This is a genomic window from Bacteroides sp. AM07-18, from assembly GCF_003602695.1.
Taxonomy (GTDB): domain Bacteria; phylum Bacteroidota; class Bacteroidia; order Bacteroidales; family Bacteroidaceae; genus Bacteroides; species Bacteroides uniformis.
Map to the genome: position 1 here is coordinate 70436 of NZ_QTLM01000003.1, position 20853 is coordinate 91288.

The window sequence follows — 20853 nt, forward strand, 5'->3', positions numbered from 1 at the left end:
AGGGTTTAGTGCGTTCTTAATCCTCCATTATCAATTCTCCATTACAAATTAACTCCCCAAGTGCTTCTTGATGTACATGGTCAATATATCAATGGCCACCTGGTTGTTTCCGCCTTCCGGCACAATGAGGTCGGCGTATCGTTTGCAGGGCTCTATGAATTGCTGGTGCATGGGTTTCAGTATACGTGTATAGCGTTCCATAACGGCTTCGGCCGTACGTCCGCGTTCCACTACATCGCGCTGGATTACACGAATTAGGCGTTCGTCGGGGTCAGCGTCTACAAATATCTTGAGGTCCATCATGCTTCGCAGTTTCTTGTCGCACAAGGCAAGGATACCTTCTATGATGATGACTTCCCGGGGCTCGATATGGATGGTTTCGGGCTGCCGGGTACACGTCAGGTATGAGTAGGTGGGCTGTTCTATGCTTCTTCCTTCGCGCAGCATGGCGACATGCCTGGAAAGAAGGCTCCACTCGAAAGCGTCGGGGTGGTCGAAGTTGATGTTCTGCCGTTCTTCCACGGGCACATGGCTGCTGTCCTTGTAGTAAGAGTCTTGTGGCAACAATACCACTTCACCAGCCGGTAGGCTTTCGATAATTTTACGTACGACGGTGGTCTTTCCCGAGCCGGTTCCGCCTGCAATTCCTATTATTAACATCCGTTTAAGTGTATATTTGAAACAAAACCAGTATTTTTGCAGTTGTTAAAACAGCCGCTTAGGCTGACAAATATAGTGATAAATCATTTAAATGGCAAAGTTATGGTAAAGCACATTGTATTATTTAAGTTAAAAGATGAGGCACCGGCTGACGAAAAGTTGGCTGCGATGAACAGTTTCAAGGCAGCTATCGAAGCGCTTCCGGCTAAAATATCCGTTATCCGCAAGATTGAAGTCGGATTGAACATCAATCCTGCCGAGGCTTGGAACATCGCTCTTTACAGTGAGTTCGATACGTTGGATGACGTGAAATACTATGCTACCCATCCCGACCATGTAGCTGCCGGCAAGCTTATCGCTGCTGTGAAAGAGAGCCGTGCCTGCGTGGACTACGAGATAATTGAAAATTAAAAATTAAAAATTAAATCAGAGAACATGAAGAAATTATTGTTCCCTCTATTTCTGTTGCTTTTCACGGTGGCGATGCGGGCACAGATACAAGATCCCGTCAAGTTCAAGTCCGAACTGAAGACTGTGGCTGCTGATGAAGCGGAGGTCGTTTTTACGGCTGCTATTGACAAGGGCTGGCATGTCTATTCCACTGACCTGGACGATGGCGGTCCTATCTCGGCGACTTTCAATGTGGAGAAAATATCCGGAGCGGAAGTGGTTGGTAAACTGAAGCCCGTAGGCAAGGAAATCTCTACTTTCGATAAGTTGTTCGAAATGAAGGTGCGCTATTTTGAGAATACGGCGCAATTTGTGCAGAAGCTGAAGTTGACGGGTGGCGCTTATCAGATAGAAGGCTATCTGGAATATGGCGCTTGCAACGATGAAAACTGCCTGCCGCCCACACAAGTTCCTTTCAAGTTCTCCGGCAAGGCAGAAGGGGCTGCCAAAGAAGCTGCCGCCGCTGCCGCTGAAACGAAAGCCGAAGAACAGCCCGCAAAGCAGGAGACTGTCTCCGGCACGGCTCCCGTGGCTGCTATCGGCGGTGCGGACGGGCCGACGGAAATCAAGGTGGCGGACAAGGTGGACCTATGGAAGCCGGTCATCAGTGAACTGAATTCTTTGGGCGAAACCACTTCGCAGGAAGACATGTCCTGGATTTATATTTTCATTACGGGATTTGCCGGTGGACTGCTGGCGCTCTTCACCCCCTGTGTATGGCCCATCATCCCGATGACGGTCAGCTTCTTTCTGAAACGCAGCAAGGACAAGAAGAAGGGCATCCGCGATGCGTGGACGTATGGCGCTTCCATCGTGGTGATTTATGTGACGCTCGGACTGGCAATCACGCTTGTTTTCGGAGCCAGCGCACTGAACGCACTCTCTACGAATGCAGTATTCAATATCCTTTTCTGCCTGATGCTGGTGGTGTTTGCGGCTTCCTTCTTCGGAGCGTTCGAGATAACGTTGCCCTCCAAGTGGAGTACGGCTGTAGACAGCAAGGCCGAGGCGACAAGCGGTTTGCTCAGCATCTTCCTGATGGCATTTACCTTGTCGCTGGTATCTTTCTCCTGCACGGGACCCATTATCGGATTCCTGCTGGTGCAGGTTTCCACGACGGGCAGCGTGGTGGCTCCCGCCATCGGCATGCTGGGCTTTGCCATAGCTTTGGCATTGCCTTTCACGCTGTTTGCCCTGTTCCCGTCCTGGCTGAAGTCCATGCCCAAGTCCGGTGGATGGATGAACATCATCAAGGTGACGCTCGGCTTCCTGGAGCTGGCCTTTGCCCTGAAATTCCTTTCGGTGGCCGATTTGGCTTACGGCTGGCGCATCCTCGACCGTGAGACGTTCCTCGCCTTGTGGATTGTGCTTTTTGCGCTGCTTGGTTTCTACTTGTTGGGCAAAATCAAGTTCCCGCACGATGATGACGATTCAAAGGTTAGTGTACCCCGTTTCTTTATGGCGTTGGCCTCACTGGCATTTGCGGTGTATATGGTTCCCGGTTTGTGGGGAGCTCCGTTGAAAGCTGTCAGTGCCTTTGCGCCGCCCATGCAGACGCAAGACTTCAATCTTTACAATAATGAAGTGCATGCCAAGTTCGATGATTACGACCTCGGTATGGAGTATGCCCGTCAGCATGGCAAGCCCGTGATGCTCGACTTCACCGGTTATGGTTGCGTGAACTGCCGTAAGATGGAGCTTGCCGTATGGACAAACCCGAAGGTGAGTGACATTATCAACAACGACTATGTACTTATCACGCTTTACGTCGACAACAAGACACCGCTTCCTTCTCCCGTGAAGATTGTGGAGAACGGCACGGAACGTACGCTACGTACCGTAGGCGACAAATGGAGCTATCTGCAGCGTGTCAAGTTCGGCGCCAATGCGCAGCCCTTCTACGTGTTGATTGACAACGAAGGCAAACCGCTCAATAAGTCTTACTCCTACGACGAAGATATTCCCAAATATATCGAGTTCTTGCAGACTGGATTGGAGAATTATAAGAAAGAAAAATAAACTGAATATAGAAAGGATGCCCGTAAAGTGGCATCCTTTTTTCTAACCCCCTTTTTTGTATATGAAACAGATTATAGACATTGAAACTTGGGAACGCCGGGATAACTACAACTTTTTCCGCAACTTTGTTAGCTCCTGGTATTCCATTACTACAGAGATTGATTGTACAGAGGCAAGTCTGGCTGCCAGAGCAGCGGGACGCTCTTTTTTCCTTTACTATCTTTATGCCGTGCTCCGTTCGGCAAACGAGGTGGATGAACTTCGTTTCCGTAAAGACAAGAATGGACAGGTCGTCTTTCACGATCGGGTGGATATCATTTCTCCGATAGCCGTTCCCGGTAAGACTTTCTATACAATACGCATACCTTATCACGAAGATTTCAACCGCTTTTATGCCGAAGCCTATGCTTTGATTACCAATATTCCCGAAGATGGCGATCCTTATGGAGCCGAGAAGCATCTCGCGCAGCAAGGCGATTACGATGTAGTGCATTTGAGCGCTGTCCCTAAGATGTATTTCACCTCTACCACTTATACGCTTGCCGAAGCCGGGAATGCTTGCAGCCACCCTTTGATGACTGCCGGAAAAACGGTGACCCGTGAAGGGCGTCTGGTATTTCCACTTTCCATCTATGTGGATCATTCTTTTGTTGATGGTTCGCACTTGGCATCCTTCTTCGGAAAGATAGAAGAATACCTGAAAGAGATTTCACATGAATAAATCATAAAAGAGTAGTATCTATGAAGCGTTTCGTTTTTCTAACCGTTCTTTGTTGCCTGGTGCTTGGAATGAGAGCCCAGACAGCCAAAGAAGAAATCTTTGCAGATGTTCATCGTTCGGCAGCCAATTACTATGCCTATCCCGAACCGACTGTGGAGCAGACAGCTCCTCCTGCAGGTTATAAACCCTTTTATCTGAGCCACTATGCCCGTCATGGTTCACGGTTCCTTATAAATCCGGATGATTACGAGAAGCCGTTGGCAGTGATGCGTGAGGCTGATGAGAATGGTGTGCTCACTGAGTTGGGAAAGAAGACACTTTGTGTTTTGGATAGCGTCTCGCGCATGGCTAAGAGCAGATATGGCGAACTGACTCCGCTGGGTGCACGCCAGCACAAAGGCATTGCAGAGCGAATGTACAAGAATTTCCCGAAAGTCTTTAAAGGAGAAGCCGAGGTGGATGCATGCTCCACGGTGGTTATCCGCTGCATTCTTTCTATGGCGGCAGAATGTTTGAAGCTGCAATCTCTCAATCCGAAGTTGCAGTTCAAGAACGATGCCAGCTATGCCGACATGTACTATATGAATAACGATGACCCCTATGTCAAGACATTGTGCAAGGCGGATGAAGTGGTCGAGGCGAAGGCTGCCATCCGGAAGGAGCATGTACATCCGGAACGCTTGATGAAGGCTTTGTTCAACAACGAGGATTATGTAAACTGGAAAGTGGATGCCGGCAGATTGATGACCCGGTTGTTTGATGTGGCAAGCAACATGCAGAGTCTCGACACGAATCTGGAACTTTACTCTCTCTTCACCAAAGACGAATGCTATGATTTGTGGCAAATCAGCAACAAGAATTGGTATATATCCTATGGCCCGTCTCCGCTCACCAAAAGCGAAATACCTTATATGGAATCCAATCTGCTGGAAAATATACTGAATACGGCCGACACTTGCATCGTGAAGAAAGAGAACAGCGCAACTTTACGTTTCGGCCATGAATCTTGCCTGCTTCCTTTGGTATGCCTGCTGGAATTGGGTGATTGTGCTTATCAGACTACCGATTTAAGCAGACTCGATGAAACTTGGCGAAACTACAAGATTTTCCCGATGGCAGGCAACGTTCAATTCGTTTTCTTCCGCAAGAAAGGCAGTGATGACATTCTTGTAAAGGTGCTGCTCAACGAGCATGAGATGAAACTTCCGGTAGAAAGCGAACTGGCTCCTTATTACCATTGGAAGGATGTGGAGGCTTATTATAGGAATAAACTGAAAGCCTATAGACGATAGAAGCGTGTTAAAGCCGGTCATTGCTTGAGGGATGAACCGGCTTTATTTTTCATTTTTCTTTTTTCTTTCCCGAATTTTACATACGTTTGCAACATCTTAGCGATACCTTTGTACTTGAATGTAAAGATAGCCCTATGTATGCAGCAGAAACTCTAATTGATGAAAAGGCACTTGTTCTCCGCCTGATAGATGGAGATGAGGATGCTTTTTGTGAACTGTACGCTGCCTATAAGGGCCGCCTGATATACTTTGCCATGCGTTTTCTGAAGTCGCGCGAGCATGCCGAGGATGTTTTTCAGGACGCTTTCACCGTGATTTGGCAGAGCCGACGTTTCATCAATCCCGATGCTTCCTTCTCTTCCTACCTTTATACAATTGTTCGCAACCGTGTGCTGAATCAGCTGCGCGACCTCGATAACCAGAACAAACTCAAGGAGCATGTCCTTGCGCAGGCTGTGGATTATACCGATGAAACGAAGAATGAAATTCTAGCTAATGACTTGCGGCAACTAATCTTGCGTGCATTGCAGCAATTGACGCCCCGCCAGCGTGAAATCTTTGAAATGAGCCGTGAACAGCAGATGTCTCACAAGGAGATTGCTGAAACGCTGGGTATATCGGTCAATACGGTGCAGGAGTCTATATCCTTGTCATTGAAATCGCTGCGCGGATATTTGCAGAAGAACTCGGTAGCGGCTGCCGACCTCGTGCTGCTTCTTGTTTGTATGAATTTGTAATGAAGCCCATCTTTCTTCCGTATGAGATAAAAAACGTTAAATACACCCTAGATGCTTCGCTTTTGCGTGTACTATTCTTTTAAAAGGGATAGTTTAAGAACATCTTTGTAGCTCCCCGCAAAAAAACGATTATGAAACATAACGAGAAAGATAAGACTTTGCTTCGCCGTTACTTGGATGACTTGTACACGGTTGAAGATGTCAGCAAGTTGGCAGACCACTTGGCTGTGCCGGAACCGGAAGGCATCCTTGAGGAACTGGCTGCCGATGTTTGGGACGAATCAGCGTCGCAACAACCGCTGACTGACCTCGAACGCGAGAAGTCGAAGAAAGAGGCGCGCCAATTGTTGAAGCGCATCGAGCACAAAAAACGGACCTGGTTTCGCCGCATGGCAACTGTCGCTGCAGCTGCGGCTGCGGTTCTTTGTTTGGTGCTGGGTGGCGTCGGATATCTGGATTACATCAACGAACAGCAGATTTCTTATCTGGAAGCCTCGACCTCTTATGGCGAATGCAAGCAGGTGTTGCTTCCTGACGGCACGCAACTGGTCTTGAACTCCTGCTCCCGCATTCGCTATCCCGACCGCTTTGCGGGCAACGAACGCAGGGTGGAGCTCGAAGGTGAGGGCTACTTTCGGGTTCATCGCAACGAGAAGCAGCCGTTCATTGTCAATACCCATCATTTCGACGTTCGTGTATTGGGCACGTGCTTTGATATCAAAGCTTATTTGTCCGATGAGGTTGTTTCTGTCGATGTGGAGAGTGGCAAGGTGCAAGTGGACTTGCCAGAAGCCATGATGCGCTTAAGCGCCCAGGAGCGGGTGTACATCAATACCATTTCCGGCGAATACAACAAGCAGCATGAAAAACGCACTGTGGCAGTATGGCGGAAAGGCGGATTGCGATTCAGCAGTACTCCGATAAACGATGTTGCAAAAGAGTTGGAACGCGTTTATAATTGCTCCATCTCTTTTGCCGAAGGGCAGGTGTTCAAGAATCTGATTTCGGGCGAGCACGACAACAAGAGCCTGGAAGCTGTGTTGCAGTCTATCGAATATACCAGCGGCATTCATTATAAGAAAGATGGGAACAAGGTATTGCTCTATAAATAGTGTGAATCAGGAGTTGAATTTGACTCGCTATTATACAGTTATAAGCAAAGCCTTATATCGAACTCAGGCCAATATAGAAAAAAGGGCTTGGTGCTGTCCGTTTGAAGGGTATTTGAAAGGCGTTTGTAGTGTACTGTGCAGGCATTCATTGTGTTTCGCACATACGTTTCTCCTGAAAAGTCTTTGAGTTTGTTGACGCTCCACTTAAGTGAACAAGTATGTTCACTAAGATGGCCCGAATTGTTCACTATCGTGAAGAAGACAGACCACTATAGTGAACACACTATCAATTCACTGCATTTTTCGTAAGAAACACCGATGAACAGGGAGGTTCAGGAAAACGGTGAGGGTGGTGAGGGCAAGTTGAAGAAACTCTTGTTACTCAAGCACGGATTATTTCTTTCTTATCAGTTATGAACTGTTTCAGAAACGCTTATGAGTTAAAAGTACTATCTCAATTCCCCTCCTTCAAGAAGGAGGGGTGCCCAAAGGGCGGGGTGGTAGGTGAGGAAAGAAAACCTTATTCTTATGATTCATAGGTGTTTATTGTTTTACCTACCACCTCCCCCTACGGGTAGAAGGTGTGTCAGAAGTGATAAGGGAACACGAATTACACAAATTACGCAAATAAGCGACTCGGATAATCCCTGATTATCAGTAGTCATTAAAAAGCATGATTTGTATAATTTGCGTAATTTGTGTTCTAAGTCTCTATTTCGACACACCCTCAATTGAGATAGTACTGCTAATCACTTAGGTTCCTTTCTTATCAAATATGAATATAATTCAATCACTGCTTCGCATAAATAGTGAAAATATCTTAATGAGACCCCTGCTTCTTCGGGCGACTGTGTACTATATATAAGCGAATCGCCAGAGTGTTAACCTTTATCATTAATAAAATTAAGTATGAAACCACCAACTTGAGCTACACAAAAAAATAGGAGCTGTCTCTAAGAGAAGCCCCTATTCCGGTAATCCGGACGGATATTCATTCGTTTCGACCCGTGTGAATAACGTATCGCGCATTACACATCTTTGTTTTTAATAATTTATTTCAATTACTAAAACGCACAAATTTATGAATAATCTTCCTAATACTGAAAGGAAATGTAGAAATGTAGATTCATTTTTAGCTTTTTTACTGTTCGTATGCTTGTTGTTTACAGCCCCATACGTGCGGGCACAAGAGACAAGAAGCATTACACTGAATGTTCAGAATGAAACGGTAGAGAATGTGTTCAACCAACTGGGCGTGCAGACTGGTTTGAAATTCTTCTATGACCAAGAAATAGTCAATGCAGCTCCACGCATCTCCATCCATGTTTCCAACGCTTCTTTGCAAGAGGTCTTGGAGCAGATTACCTCGCAAGCAAAATTATATTTCAATAGGGACAACAATACAATATCCGTAGGCAATCAGAAAAGTGGAGAGCTTATTGAGAAAGTGAGGACAAAGACAATCAACGGAAAAGTGGTAGACCCAAACGGGGAGCCGATTATCGGTGCCAGTGTATTGGTAAAGGGCACTGCCAATGGAGTGATTACCGATCTTGACGGAAATTATAGCCTGGCCGATGTACCCGGGAATGCGATGCTCGCCTTTTCATATATCGGCTATCAGACGGTAGAGATAAAAGCGGGCGGCAAAGGCCTGGACAGAATCGTCTTGATGGAAGACAACGAGTTGCTGGACGAAGTAGTGGTTGTGGGATATGGTGTGCAGAAGAAGCGCGACGTGACTACTGCCATTGCCAGCCTTCGTGCCAGTGATATGAAAGGCCAACCGGTTACTTCCATGGCCGAGGCGATGGTGGGCAAGATGCCGGGTGTGCAGGTGTCTCAGTCGACGGGTGCTCCGGGCTCTTCCTTGCAGATTAAGGTACGCGGAACGGGCACTATTACGGCAGGAACCTCTCCGCTCTATGTTGTGGACGGTGTGCCTCTTGCCCAGGAGCAGCTGAATACGTTCAATATGAACGATGTAGAGTCCATCGAGGTGCTGAAAGATGCTTCTTCGGCTGCCATCTACGGTTCGCGTGGTTCGAACGGTGTGGTACTGATTACTACCAAGAGAGGGCAGGAAGGGCGTGCTACAGTTTCCTATAACGGATACTATGGCTGGCAGACGGTTTCAAAGAAGATAGACATGCTGAATGCCTACGAGTATGCCGATTTGGTGAACGATGCACGCAACAATACGTATACCGACAAGATGGAGTCCATCAACCGTAAGCTCATAGCGCAGAATAAGAATCCTTTGTCTTTTGACATCTCGGACAGCAATGCCATCCGTCTGCAAAATACAAGCAATGATTATAATACAATTGTTCCCGTTGAAATCTTGCCATACCTGAGAGGTGAAAAAGGACTGGTAGACACGGACTGGCAGGACGAAATCTTCCGTACGGCAGGCATGCAGAGCCATTCGGTTTCTGTCTCAGGCGGCAGCCCGAAGATAAGATATTATGCGTCTGTAGATTATTTGTCACAAGAAGGTGTCATTATCAACAGTGACTTTACGCGCTACAGCTCGCGCTTCAACCTCGATGTAACCGAAGGTATTTTCAAGTTCGGCCTTTCGCTCAATCCGTCTGTAACGATAGAGAATGCGGTTAATTCTGACGGCGCTTACAATTCGGGCGGTGGCGGTATCATTGCTTCGGCGCTGCACAGTGCTCCTATATTTCCGGTTTATAATCCCGACGGTTCATTTTGCTTCTCTCAGAATGCCTGGAGTCCCAATACACAGACAGTACTCGAAAACGGTTCCATAAAGAAAGGTAACAGCCAGACGCAAGTATGGAATCCCGTAGCATTAGCCATGTTGCAGAAGGACGAAACGAAGGCATCCCGTGTTTTTGGCAATATTTACGGAGAAGTGGCTTTTATGCCCGAATTGAAGTATCGGGCCAATTTCGGTGTGGATATTTACAGTAGCTCGCAAGATACGTTCCGTCCGTCCACTATCCCCATTTCCAATACGGAGGGAAATCCGGAGTCGGTGCCCGAAGCAACGGCGAAGACTGCCAAGATGTACAACTGGCTGTTTGAGCAAACGATGAGCTATAATAAGGAAATCCACGGGCATTCTCTTTCTGCACTGGTAGGCTGGACCATGCAATACCAACGAGACGAAAGTACTTATGCTTTTGCCAACGGATTCATTACGAACAGCGTGCCCACTCTCAATGCAGGTACCGTTACCCGCGGCAATTCGCATGCTTCCGAATGGGCCTTGCTTTCAGGACTTGCCAGAATTCAGTATAACTATAAAGGCAAGTACATGCTTACAGGAGCAATCCGTGCCGACGGTGCTTCCCGTTTTGGCAAACAGAACCGTTGGGGATGGTTTCCGTCGGTATCTGCCGGATGGCGTCTGACGGAAGAGCAATTTATGAAGTCGCTGACTTTCATCGACGACTTGAAACTTCGCGCCAGCTACGGTCTGACGGGTAACTTCCGTATTCCCAACTATGGTGCACAAGGCGAAGTTGCCTATTATAGTTATGTGTTGGGCGGAAGCAATGCCGAAGTAATAAAGGGTGCGGCCCCCAAGAGCATGCCCAATCCCGAACTGCATTGGGAAAAGACAGCGCAGGTGAATGTAGGTTTCGATGCGTCGCTGTTCAGTAACCGTTTGACTTTGGGGCTGGATTTATATAACAGTAACACGTATGACTTGTTGCTCAATGTCCCCGTACCCATGACAACCGGTTACAACACTCGCCTCGAGAACATCGGCAAGGTGAACAACAAAGGTGTGGAATTCAATATCGCCACCAATCAGAAGATGGGCGATTTCAACTGGAGTGTTTACTTCAATATCTCGAAGAACATCAACGAAGTGAAAGAACTTGGACCGGGCAATGCCGATATTATTTCTTCCGGTTCGGTGAGCAATGCCTATTTCATAACCCGCGTGGGTGAGGCCATCGGAAGCTATTATCTTCCAGTGGTAGAAGGTGTCTATAAGAATCAGGCCGAAGTGGATGCAGCTTTGCACTACAAGGATTCTCCCACCAACTACGGACTGGCCGACACGAAGCCGGGCGACTTCAAGTTCAAGGACGTCAATGGAGACGGGATACTTGATATTTCGGATACCGACCGCGCCATCGTGGGCAACTATATGCCCGACTTTACTTATGGCTTCGGTGCTACACTGGCTTGGAAAGGCATTGACTTCGGCATTGTGTTTCAAGGTGTGCAGGGCAATGAAATCCTGAACTTGTCTCGCCGGTATTTCTATAACCACGAAGGGAATATGAATAACTACAAAGGAGCTTTGAACCGCTGGAAGTCGGAAGACAATCCTGGTAGTGGAATGAATGTACGTGCCAACCGCGTCAGTAAGGGGCAGAACGGCACCACCTCTACATGGCACGTGGAAGACGGGTCTTACCTGCGCATCAAGAATATTTCGTTGGGATATACCTTGCCCGAAAACTGGCTCAAAAAGGTGTATCTGAAGTCGGCGCGCGTATACTGTTCCATCCAAAATCCGTTTACCTTTACCAACTATGAAGGCTATAATCCGGAAGTTTCAAATCGCAGTGCCGCTACTACCAATGGCGAAGACTATGGTGTATACCCGTTGGCAAGAACCACTTCGATAGGTGTTAATCTTACGTTTTAATCTTAAAAAGACAGTAATATGAAAAAAGTAATAATGTTTGTTCTTACAGCAATGGTTCTTTCAAGCTGTAGTGATTTTATAGACTTGAAACCTATTGATTTTCCTACGGAGGAAACCTTTTATAAGGATGTGAAGGGTTTGGAAGGAGCCGTTATAGGTATCTATGATGAGTTGCAATCCAGCGACCAGTATGGAGCGAAGTTCATGACTTTGATGGAAGTACGTGGTGACAATGTGAAGAATGACAATTCCGGTGCCAGTGGCGGCATCACTTATCAGATAGAAGTTTTCACGGAAACTCCGGCAAACTCCAACTTGTCGGGGGCATGGCTTTCGTTGTACAAGACTATTTATCGTTGCAACCTGGTGTTGCAGAATGTGGAAGAAGTGCCGATGTCCGACGAACAGCGCTCTCGCATTGCCGGACAAGCTTCGTTTATACGTGCTCTTTGTTACTTTAACCTGGTTCGCTTGTGGGGCGAGGTGCCCATCATTACAAAAACGCAGACCGTGGCCGAAGCGCGTAACAACAAGCGTGCTCCCATTGATGAAGTCTATGGGCAGATAATCAGCGACTTGGCTGTAGCCAAAGGTTTACCCGCGGTTTGGCCCGAATCGGAAAGAGGCCGTGCCACTTCGTATGCGGCGCATGCATTGCTGGCAAAGGTTTATTTATATAGGAAGAACTATCAGGAAGTGGTCAATGAACTTGCTCCGGTGGTAGCAGCCATTCATGCCGGAAAAGACTTGATGCTGGTGCCCATGCCGCAAACTTTTCCCAACGACTTGAAGACGAGCAAGGACATTATTTTTGCCGTTCAATATCTGAAAGGTGGAGTAGGCGAGTCGGTACATCAGAACAACCGCTATCGTAACAATGACAATGGCAATATCATCTCATTGGAGCAAGCGGAGTTTGAAAGCGACAAGGATAACCGTAAGGCCCTGGTAGAACCTACGGGCAGCGGACAGCGTCCGGGCAAGTTCAATGCTCCGGCAACGAACAATGAGACCAGTGCCGACTTTCCGGTAATGCGTTGTGCCGAAGTGATGCTGATGTATGCCGAAGCTGCCAATGAGCTTGCCGCTGTTCCTACACAAGATGCTTTGGATGCTCTGAATGCCGTACGCACAAATGCAGGTCTTGAAGGGAAAACATTGGCCGAACTGTCCACAAAAACACTCTTCCGCCAGGCAGTATATAAGGAACGCCGTTTGGAGCTTGCTCTGGAGTGCGACCGTTGGTTCGACATTGTTCGCACCGGACAAATGGCTGCCATATTTCCCGGTATTGATGCTTATCGGCAGCTCTATCCGGTTCCTCAAACCGAAATAGAGAATGTCAATGACAAAGCCGGTTGGCAGAACGAAGGCTATGCATTGGAATGATTGAATTTATAATCCATGAAATGATGAAAAAGATATATTTATTGCTGTTTGCTGTTTTGGCAGTATTGCAGCTTTCGGCTCAAGACCGAGTGACGCAGATTCGTGAAAAACTGATGAATCGCGACCAGAGTTCAGTAATTGTGGTAGCCCATCGCGGCGACTGGCGCAATTTTCCGGAAAACTCTTTAGAGGCAATAGACAATGCCGTTAGAATGGGTGTGGATATTGTGGAACTGGATGTAAAGAAGACAAAGGATGGTGAACTGATACTGATGCACGACCGGGCACTGGACCGCACAACCACCGGCAAGGGGCTGGTTTCGGAAGCCACTCTCGACTACATACGTGGGTTGAAGTTGAAAAACGGCTGCAACATACGTACCATCCACAAAGTTCCTACTTTGGAAGAGGCCTTGCTGCATGCCAAAGGCAAGATAATGATAAATCTGGACCAGGCCGACCTCTATTTCGACCAGATTTATGAGCTGATGAAGAAGACCGGAACCACCAAGCAGATTATAATGAAAGGGCGCAAAACAGCAGCCGAAGTCAAGAAACAATTCGGCGATTATCTGAATGACGTAATCTATATGCCCATTGTCGACCTCGACAAGCCGGGGGCCGAGGAACAGATAGAGACGTTTGTCAAGGAGATGTCTCCCGTAGCTTTTGAACTGCTGTATGTAAAGGACTCCAACCCGCTTCCCAAGAAGCTGGCAACGACTTTAGCCGACCGCTCCCTTATCTGGTACAACACTTTGTGGGATACGATGGCAGGCGGACACGACGATGACATGTCTTTGCAAAACCCCGATGAGGGCTATGGCTATTTGATTGACACATTGGGATGCCGCATCCTACAGACTGACCGTCCGGCTTATTTGCTGGAGTATCTGAGAACGAAAAAAATGCACGAATAAAGCAATTTGGTTCACTATCCGTTCGAGTTCCGCAAGCTTGGTTGCAAAGGCTCTGGCATAATACAAATTTATATTCAGTAATCTCTGTCATTCAGCGGAGTGTAGCGACGGAATATCTCCTTTCCTCGCTATACATCCGCCGGATGGTTGCGATTGAGCTTGCGAAACTTAAATCCAATAACAAAATACAATGTTGAAACATCTTATAAATTTCTACAAGGTTTCTTCCGATAAACCTTGTACCGACCTTTCTGTGTCCGCCTGTCAACGGCGCTTGAAGCGGCTGCAATGGTCTACTTTTCTTGCGGCAACGCTTGGCTACGGCATGTATTATGTATGCCGTCTCAGCTTGAATGTAGTGAAGAAACCGATAGTGGAGGAAGGTATTTTCTCCGAAACAGAACTGGGTATTATCGGTTCCGTACTTTTCTTCACTTATGCCATAGGTAAGTTTACAAACGGTTTCCTGGCCGACCGCAGCAACATCAACCGTTTCATGACTACCGGACTCTTGGTCACGGCATTGGTGAACCTTTGTCTCGGCTTTGTCCATTCATTCATCTTGTTTGCCATCCTTTGGGGCATCAGTGGCTGGTTCCAGTCGATGGGGGCCGCTTCTTGCGTGGTAGGCTTGTCACGCTGGTTCACCGACAAACAGCGCGGTTCTTTCTACGGCTTCTGGAGTGCGAGCCACAACATCGGCGAGGCGATGACATTTATCATCATTGCCTCCATTGTCAGTGCTTTCGGCTGGCGGTATGGTTTCTTTGGAGCAGGACTTGTGGGGCTGGCAGGTGCATTGATTGCCTGGCGTTTCTTCCACGATACACCGCAAAGCAAAGGGTTGCCCATTGTCAATATGCCTAAGGCGAAGAAAAAAATGAGTGTGTTGGAAAGCGAGGAATTCAGCCGTGCGCAGAAAGCCGTACTTCGCAATCCTGCCATCTGGATATTGGCACTCAGTAGTGCTTTTATGTATATCAGCCGTTATGCGGTGAACAGTTGGGGCGTATTCTATCTGGAAGCGCAGAAGGGCTATTCTACACTGGATGCCAGTTTCATCATTTCCATCAGTTCGGTCTGTGGCATTGTGGGTACGATGTTTTCCGGTGTCATTTCGGACAAGCTGTTCGGCGGCCGCCGTAATGTGCCCGCCCTTATCTTCGGACTGATGAATGTGGTTGCACTCTGCTTGTTCCTGCTGGTTCCCGGTGTTCATTTCTGGGTGGACGCTTTGGCCATGATACTTTTCGGCCTTGGCATCGGTGTGCTGATTTGCTTTCTCGGAGGGCTGATGGCTGTAGATATTGCTCCGCGCAATGCTTCGGGCGCAGCATTGGGCGTTGTAGGTATAGCCAGCTATATAGGTGCAGGATTGCAAGACGTAATGAGCGGCGTGCTGATAGAAGGGAACAAGCAGTTGGTGGATGGCGTGGAGGTGTACGACTTTACCTACATCAACTGGTTCTGGATAGGGGCGGCATTGCTATCTACATTGCTGGCTTTGTTTGTGTGGAATGCGCGGAATGAAGAAGAAGCATAGCACATTGCCAAAGCAGCTTAATTCTATCCTTACATCGGCAAATGAATAGAATAAGGGGAGTTTGCAACTAAAATTCGAGGCATCATAGCGATGCCTCTTTTATGGGATTTGATTTGCTGTACTTCCCAAATGCTCCTGGCTATAATTCTCATAGTTTGTGTATTTAGGGCAAACTTAGATAACAAATGTGTTTTGGAAAACAAACATCCTTTTGATTTTCAGAATGTGGAGTTGTCTTTCATTTAAAAACACTCAAAAAGTATGAAGTTCCTGCCGCACCAAAATCACTTTGAATTCTTTTTTCACATAATATTTCCTTTTATCTGCCTTTATTTGCGAAAATATTGATAATATTGCCATCTCTTTATGTCCGTAAAGGATATGCTTTTGTTGCAAAAATCTAAGGATATGGTCGATTCTACAGATGAAAAACGCTTATTGGCCGAATTGGGTGCAGGCTCTTTCCAGGCATTCGAGAAGCTCTATCACAGATATAGCGGTAAGCTGTATAACTTCATCATGCGTATTTCCGCGGGCAACCGGTATATGGCTGAAGAAGTGGTGCAGTCCACCTTTATCCGTATATGGGAGGTACGCGGAACAGTAGACCCGGAATCATCATTCATATCTTTCCTCTGCACCATTGCCAAGAATCTGCTGATGAATATGTACCAAAGGCAGACTGTAGAGTTTGTCTATAACGAGTATCTGATGAAAAGCGGCGTAGACCGTGATTTCCGGACGGAAGAAGGCATCGACTTGCACTTTCTGCATGAGTACATAGACTCATTGGCAGACAAGCTTCCCGAACAACGCAAAAAGATATTCATCCTGAGCAAAAGGCAGCATTACACCAATAAGGAGATAGCAGAACAATTGGGAATATCCGAGAGCACGGTTGCCACGCAGTTGTCTCTTGCCGTAAAATTCATGCGCACGCAGTTAATGCAGAATTACGACGCTGTTCTTGCCCTTTTATTTGTATTCTTTGTTAATGAAGTGTAAATGTGACAAGGGCTTTTGGATAATAAGCGGGATGAAAGTGTATACTTTTAAATAACAAAAAGATGGATAAGGCACAGTATAGAAAACTAATGGATTGGATGAAGAACGATCGCCACCTGCAAAACTGGTGGGAGGGAGAGTTTGTCAAATCGGATGCAGAGATTGATGTTGCATTGCGCAACAAGATGTTTGTCCGTATCAAGGAAGAGACGGTTGGCAAGTCACGGTCTGCGCGGGTTGTCCGTATGAATATTCTGAGATGGGCTGCCATGATTTGTCTGCCCGTTTGCCTCGCTTTCTTCACTTATTACCTGATAGACATGTCTCAAGCACCCGGAATGCCTTTCGTTGTGAAAGCTGGTAAGGGCGACAAGGCAAGGATTGAGTTGCCGGATGGAACGAACGTTGTTCTGAATTCAGCGTCCCAATTGAGCTACCTCAATGATTTTGGTAAAAAGAATCGGTGTGTGCAACTCAATGGAGAGGCATTCTTTAAGGTTGCTCATGATGAAAGCCGTACGTTCATAGTGCAAGCCGGCAACCTGGAAGTGAAAGTGCATGGCACGTCTTTCAATGTTTCGGCTTACGAAGACGACGAGGACATCGTTGTTGTGTTGCAAGAAGGTAAAGTAGGGGTGTACGCCCAAGGAATGTCGCACACCATGATTCCCGGCGACAAGCTGGAATACAATAAGCTTACCCAAAAGCTGACTACCACAAAAGTGAATTCCGAAGATTACATTGAGTGGATAAAGGGAAATCTGTATTTCGACAAAGAATCGTTGAAGAATATCATGAACACTCTTTCGCGCATTTATAATGTAGAGATACGCTTTGAGTCGGATAAGCTTTTGAACGAACGTTTCACCGGAACCATCCCCGGCAATGGCATCCGGAGTGCTTTGAACATGCTGATGCTTACTGCCGATTTTACGTATGAAATGGACGGCTCTGTCATCGTAATAAAAAGCAAATAGGTTAACGGGAGTTAAAATCGCAAGGCGGCTTGGACGAAGACATAGGGGTGGCTGTATACTTATCAAACCTATAAAAGTTTTGATGTATGAAACACAAGTTAGCCTTTTTAAGACTCTTCCGCTCCTTTGTCGGGAGAAGTGGTAATCGGAACGCAGTGCGGACTGTCTGTCTGGCATTGTTTCTAAGTATTTCCTTTAGTGCTTATTCCCAAATCACAATCAGCTTCAAGGAGCAGCCGTTGAGGTCTGCCCTGAAGCAGATAGAGCAGGTGAGTGCCTATAAGTTCTTTTACAATGAGAGCCTGCCGGATTTGGACCGGAAAGTATCGTTGAATGTGCAGGATGCAACGATTGACCAGACTATGCGGCAGCTTCTGGCAAAGACGGCTCTTTCGTATAAGCAGGAGCAGGGGAATGTAATTGCTCTGATTCGCAAGCCTGCGCAAAACGCTTCATCTGCAAAGAAAATAACCGGTATTGTTGTAGATGCCAATGGTGAACCTATTATCGGTGCTACTGTTATGGTGAAAGGTGCTTCCAACGGAGGAATTACCGATGTGGATGGTGTATATTCTCTTATGGATGTGCCCGGAGATGCCATGATTTCAATTTCCTATGTCGGATATAAGACCGTAGATATTAAAGTGACGGATAAATCGCTGGCAAGAGTAATCTTGAAAGAGGATACGGAAATGCTTGATGAGGTGGTTGTTGTGGGCTATGGTGTACAGAAGAAGAGCGATATAACCGGTTCCGTATCTTCCGTGAAATCAGAAGAATTGCTCTCTGCTCCCAATACAAGTACAGCGCAGGCTCTTCAGGGACGCGTATCGGGTGTTGTAGTACAAAACACCAGTGGTGACCCTGCTGGTGCTGTCTCTATCCGTATTCGCGGCTCAAACTCTCTGACCTACGGTAACGACCCTTTGGTGATTATCGATGGCGTACAAGACGGAAACATCGGCAGCTTGAATCCTAACCAGATTCAATCCATAGAGGTTCTGAAAGATGCAGCGGCCTTGTCAGTATACGGCTCTAAAGGTGCCAATGGTGTCATTCTTGTAACAACCAAGAACGGTACAGCCGGCAAGGCACGCATCTCTTATAACGGATTTGTTTCATTTGACCAGGTAAGGAAGAAGTTACCTTCTCTGAATGCGACAGACTATGCAACTTTGCTGAATGAAGCGAGAATTGAAAACGGGCAAAATCCGATTTTTATGCAGGATGAGATTGCCGCTTTAGGAGAAGGAACCAATTGGCAGAATGAAATATTCAGAGAAGCCATATCCCACACGCACAACGTCAGTGTGAGTGGTGGAAAAGAAGGCATATCCTATTTTCTGGCAGGGGGATATGTCGACAAGCAAGGGGTTGTCTTGAATACGGATTTCAGGGAATATACTTTCCGCTCAAATTTTAAGATACAAGCCAACAAGCGTTTGAGCTTTATACTGAACACCTTTGCTTCCTATAACAAATCACAGAAAGGTGAATATGAACAAGCTATCAGTTCGGCATTGCAATGGTCGCCCACCAAGAAGGTTTATGATTCCGAAAGCGAAGGCGGCTATACGCAGCCGGGCGGTGTAGGGCCTACTTCGTTCAATCCGGTAGGATATGCCAAGGAGTTTGTAAATGATAACTCTGCTTCCGTGTTTAATGTTGCTGTCACGGGTGAATATAAGTTTTGGGATTTCCTGAAATTTTCGACCTTGTTTTCATACAAGACCAATAGCCGGACTTCAGGCTATTTCGACAATCAGGTAGTGAACAACGGTCCGACTACGGAAGTAAGCGGAAGCAAAACGCAGTCTAATTATATTGCATTGCAAAGTACCTCAATCCTTACTTTCGACAAATCTTTCGGTAAGCACAATGTGCAGGCAACCGGTGTTTACGAAATGCTGAAAGATAGCTATGATGGCACGACAGCATCAGCCAAAGGCATCCCCGTGGGATTGGGATACAATGGAATACAGTTTGGTTCTATCTTGCAGCAGCCTTGGGCGGAAACTTCCAAAACAACCATGCAGTCGTTCATGGGACGCGTCAATTACAGTTATCAGAAGCGGTATATGTTGTCGGCTTCCGTTCGTTACGACGGTGCCAGCCAATTGGCCGAAGGGCATAAATACGACGGTTTCACAGCCTTTTCCGTAGGATGGAATTTGATGGAAGAGGCTTTTATGGAGAGATTCCGTCATGTTGTCCCCGAATTCAAGTTAAGGGCCAGCTACGGAACGGTGGGCAATGCGGCTGTTCCGTCGTTTGCCTCCCAGTTGAAGTTTACTCCCGGCTTGGATGCCAACAACAATCCTACCCTTGCCATTTCCCAGTTGAGTAATGAAAACCTGAAGTGGGAACGTACGAATGAGCTGAATGTAGGTATCGACAGCCGTTGGTGGGGCGGCAGGCTGAGTTTTTCTGCCGAGTATTACAAGAAGAAGACAACCGATTTGTTGATGTGGCAGAAGGTGCCCACGGCATTGGGAGTAGAATCTATCCTGACAAATGTAGGCGCGGTATCCAATCGGGGTTTTGACTTGACATTCGGTGGTATTCCCGTATCGACAAAAAACTTCAAATGGGATATAAACTATACGGTGAACTATAATAAGAACAAAATTCTGGAACTGGATGGCCTTTCCGATATGATGATTTACACCAGCAATGCCGACTTTCCCGGATTGGTAGGCTCTTACGTGCAGATGGTAGGACAGCCGATGGGTACATTCCTGGGCTACACCTTTGCCGGAGTGTGGAAACAGAATGAAGCGACTACGGCAGCCTTGTATGGTGCTAAGCCGGGAGATGCCAAATATGCAGATCTCAACAGGGATGGAAAAATAGATAAAGAAGACATCGGTATCATAGGCAATGCGCAACCCACATGGAGCTTTGGCTTCAACAATACATTTACCATTTACGATTTCGACTTGAACATCTTCTGGCAGGGAGTAGCGGGTAATGATGTTTATAATCAGAACCGTGTGCGCCGTGAAGTCTATTCTTCGGATGCTTTTCCTACCAATCCGGTTATAAAAGAGCATTGGACACAGGAGAACGAAACGGACATCCCGTCATTTTCGGGGACAGAATATGTCAACTCTTCCCGTTGGGTTGAAAAAGGTGCTTATCTGCGGTTGAAGAATATCACTTTGGGCTATCGTCTGCCCCGGCAACTGTTGTCGAAGATTGGATTCAATGCTGCCCGCATTTATGTAAGTGCCAACAACCTTTGGACGATAACGAACTATACCGGATATGACCCCGAGGCCAGTATGGGAACCGACGCTACGGCTGCCGGGGTAGACCGCGGCATCTATCCCTCGGCAAAGAGCTTCTTGGTGGGTTTGGATATTACATTTTAACTGATAAATTAAGGA

At 46.9% G+C, this 20853-nt stretch carries 14 protein-coding genes; 13 read left to right on the forward strand and 1 reads right to left on the reverse strand.

The genetic code is table 11. From position 1 onward, the window contains the following. Window positions 1–48: 48 nt before the first annotated feature. Window positions 49–660, reverse strand: a complete 612-nt coding sequence (udk, locus tag DW096_RS06155; RefSeq protein ID WP_005831829.1) for a uridine kinase — start codon at window positions 658–660, stop codon at window positions 49–51. A gap of 102 nt (window positions 661–762) precedes the next feature. Between udk and DW096_RS06160 the strand changes: the two genes are divergently transcribed. The 13 genes from DW096_RS06160 to DW096_RS06220 all read left to right on the forward strand — a co-directional run bounded on the left by DW096_RS06160 (window position 763) and on the right by DW096_RS06220 (window position 20838). Continuing rightward, window positions 763–1071, forward strand: a complete 309-nt coding sequence (locus tag DW096_RS06160) for a Dabb family protein (RefSeq protein ID WP_005832765.1) — start codon at window positions 763–765, stop codon at window positions 1069–1071. Between the two features lie 24 nt (window positions 1072–1095). Next, entirely contained in the window at window positions 1096–3129 is a 2034-nt protein-coding gene (locus DW096_RS06165; RefSeq protein WP_117962745.1) for a cytochrome c biogenesis protein CcdA, read from the forward strand. A gap of 61 nt (window positions 3130–3190) precedes the next feature. Continuing rightward, on the forward strand, window positions 3191–3850 hold the full coding sequence (locus tag DW096_RS06170) for a CatA-like O-acetyltransferase (RefSeq protein ID WP_005832761.1): 660 nt from the start codon (window positions 3191–3193) through the stop codon (window positions 3848–3850). 20 nt (window positions 3851–3870) lie between these two features. Then, window positions 3871–5142, forward strand: coding sequence for a histidine-type phosphatase (locus DW096_RS06175; RefSeq protein WP_057281681.1), 1272 nt, complete (start codon window positions 3871–3873; stop codon window positions 5140–5142). A 134-nt stretch (window positions 5143–5276) separates the two neighbouring features. Then, window positions 5277–5879, forward strand: coding sequence for an RNA polymerase sigma-70 factor (locus DW096_RS06180; RefSeq protein ID WP_005832757.1), 603 nt, complete (start codon window positions 5277–5279; stop codon window positions 5877–5879). A 131-nt stretch (window positions 5880–6010) separates the two neighbouring features. Next, window positions 6011–6991 (forward strand): FecR family protein, encoded by a 981-nt coding sequence (locus DW096_RS06185; protein ID WP_057281682.1) that lies wholly within the window; start codon window positions 6011–6013, stop codon window positions 6989–6991. A 1081-nt stretch (window positions 6992–8072) separates the two neighbouring features. Next, on the forward strand, window positions 8073–11630 hold the full coding sequence (locus DW096_RS06190) for a TonB-dependent receptor (protein WP_005832753.1): 3558 nt from the start codon (window positions 8073–8075) through the stop codon (window positions 11628–11630). Window positions 11631–11648: 18 nt separating this feature from the next. Next, on the forward strand, window positions 11649–13019 hold the full coding sequence (locus tag DW096_RS06195) for a RagB/SusD family nutrient uptake outer membrane protein (RefSeq protein ID WP_057089558.1): 1371 nt from the start codon (window positions 11649–11651) through the stop codon (window positions 13017–13019). A gap of 23 nt (window positions 13020–13042) precedes the next feature. Further along, window positions 13043–13939 (forward strand): glycerophosphodiester phosphodiesterase family protein, encoded by an 897-nt coding sequence (locus DW096_RS06200; RefSeq protein WP_005832750.1) that lies wholly within the window; start codon window positions 13043–13045, stop codon window positions 13937–13939. A gap of 190 nt (window positions 13940–14129) precedes the next feature. Next, window positions 14130–15482, forward strand: a complete 1353-nt coding sequence (locus tag DW096_RS06205) for an MFS transporter (protein ID WP_005832748.1) — start codon at window positions 14130–14132, stop codon at window positions 15480–15482. A 408-nt stretch (window positions 15483–15890) separates the two neighbouring features. Further along, the gene (locus DW096_RS06210; RefSeq protein WP_034523224.1) at window positions 15891–16487 is read left to right on the forward strand and encodes an RNA polymerase sigma-70 factor; all 597 of its coding nucleotides are present in this window, start codon (window positions 15891–15893) and stop codon (window positions 16485–16487) included. A gap of 62 nt (window positions 16488–16549) precedes the next feature. Continuing rightward, the gene (locus DW096_RS06215; RefSeq protein WP_118930887.1) at window positions 16550–17464 is read left to right on the forward strand and encodes a FecR family protein; all 915 of its coding nucleotides are present in this window, start codon (window positions 16550–16552) and stop codon (window positions 17462–17464) included. 86 nt (window positions 17465–17550) lie between these two features. After that, window positions 17551–20838, forward strand: coding sequence for a TonB-dependent receptor (locus DW096_RS06220; protein WP_005832743.1), 3288 nt, complete (start codon window positions 17551–17553; stop codon window positions 20836–20838). Window positions 20839–20853: the final 15 nt, after the last annotated feature.

Coding starts and splice junctions, on each gene's coding strand:
- DW096_RS06165 (WP_117962745.1), top strand. CDS start 1,096: ATGAAGAAATTATTGTTCCCTCTATTTCTGTTGCTTTTCACGGTGGCG.
- udk (WP_005831829.1), bottom strand. CDS start 660: ATGTTAATAATAGGAATTGCAGGCGGAACCGGCTCGGGAAAGACCACC.
- DW096_RS06160 (WP_005832765.1), top strand. CDS start 763: ATGGTAAAGCACATTGTATTATTTAAGTTAAAAGATGAGGCACCGGCT.
- DW096_RS06215 (WP_118930887.1), top strand. CDS start 16,550: ATGGATAAGGCACAGTATAGAAAACTAATGGATTGGATGAAGAACGAT.
- DW096_RS06200 (WP_005832750.1), top strand. CDS start 13,043: ATGAAAAAGATATATTTATTGCTGTTTGCTGTTTTGGCAGTATTGCAG.
- DW096_RS06180 (WP_005832757.1), top strand. CDS start 5,277: ATGTATGCAGCAGAAACTCTAATTGATGAAAAGGCACTTGTTCTCCGC.
- DW096_RS06170 (WP_005832761.1), top strand. CDS start 3,191: ATGAAACAGATTATAGACATTGAAACTTGGGAACGCCGGGATAACTAC.
- DW096_RS06190 (WP_005832753.1), top strand. CDS start 8,073: ATGAATAATCTTCCTAATACTGAAAGGAAATGTAGAAATGTAGATTCA.
- DW096_RS06195 (WP_057089558.1), top strand. CDS start 11,649: ATGAAAAAAGTAATAATGTTTGTTCTTACAGCAATGGTTCTTTCAAGC.
- DW096_RS06175 (WP_057281681.1), top strand. CDS start 3,871: ATGAAGCGTTTCGTTTTTCTAACCGTTCTTTGTTGCCTGGTGCTTGGA.
- DW096_RS06205 (WP_005832748.1), top strand. CDS start 14,130: ATGTTGAAACATCTTATAAATTTCTACAAGGTTTCTTCCGATAAACCT.
- DW096_RS06220 (WP_005832743.1), top strand. CDS start 17,551: ATGAAACACAAGTTAGCCTTTTTAAGACTCTTCCGCTCCTTTGTCGGG.
- DW096_RS06185 (WP_057281682.1), top strand. CDS start 6,011: ATGAAACATAACGAGAAAGATAAGACTTTGCTTCGCCGTTACTTGGAT.
- DW096_RS06210 (WP_034523224.1), top strand. CDS start 15,891: ATGGTCGATTCTACAGATGAAAAACGCTTATTGGCCGAATTGGGTGCA.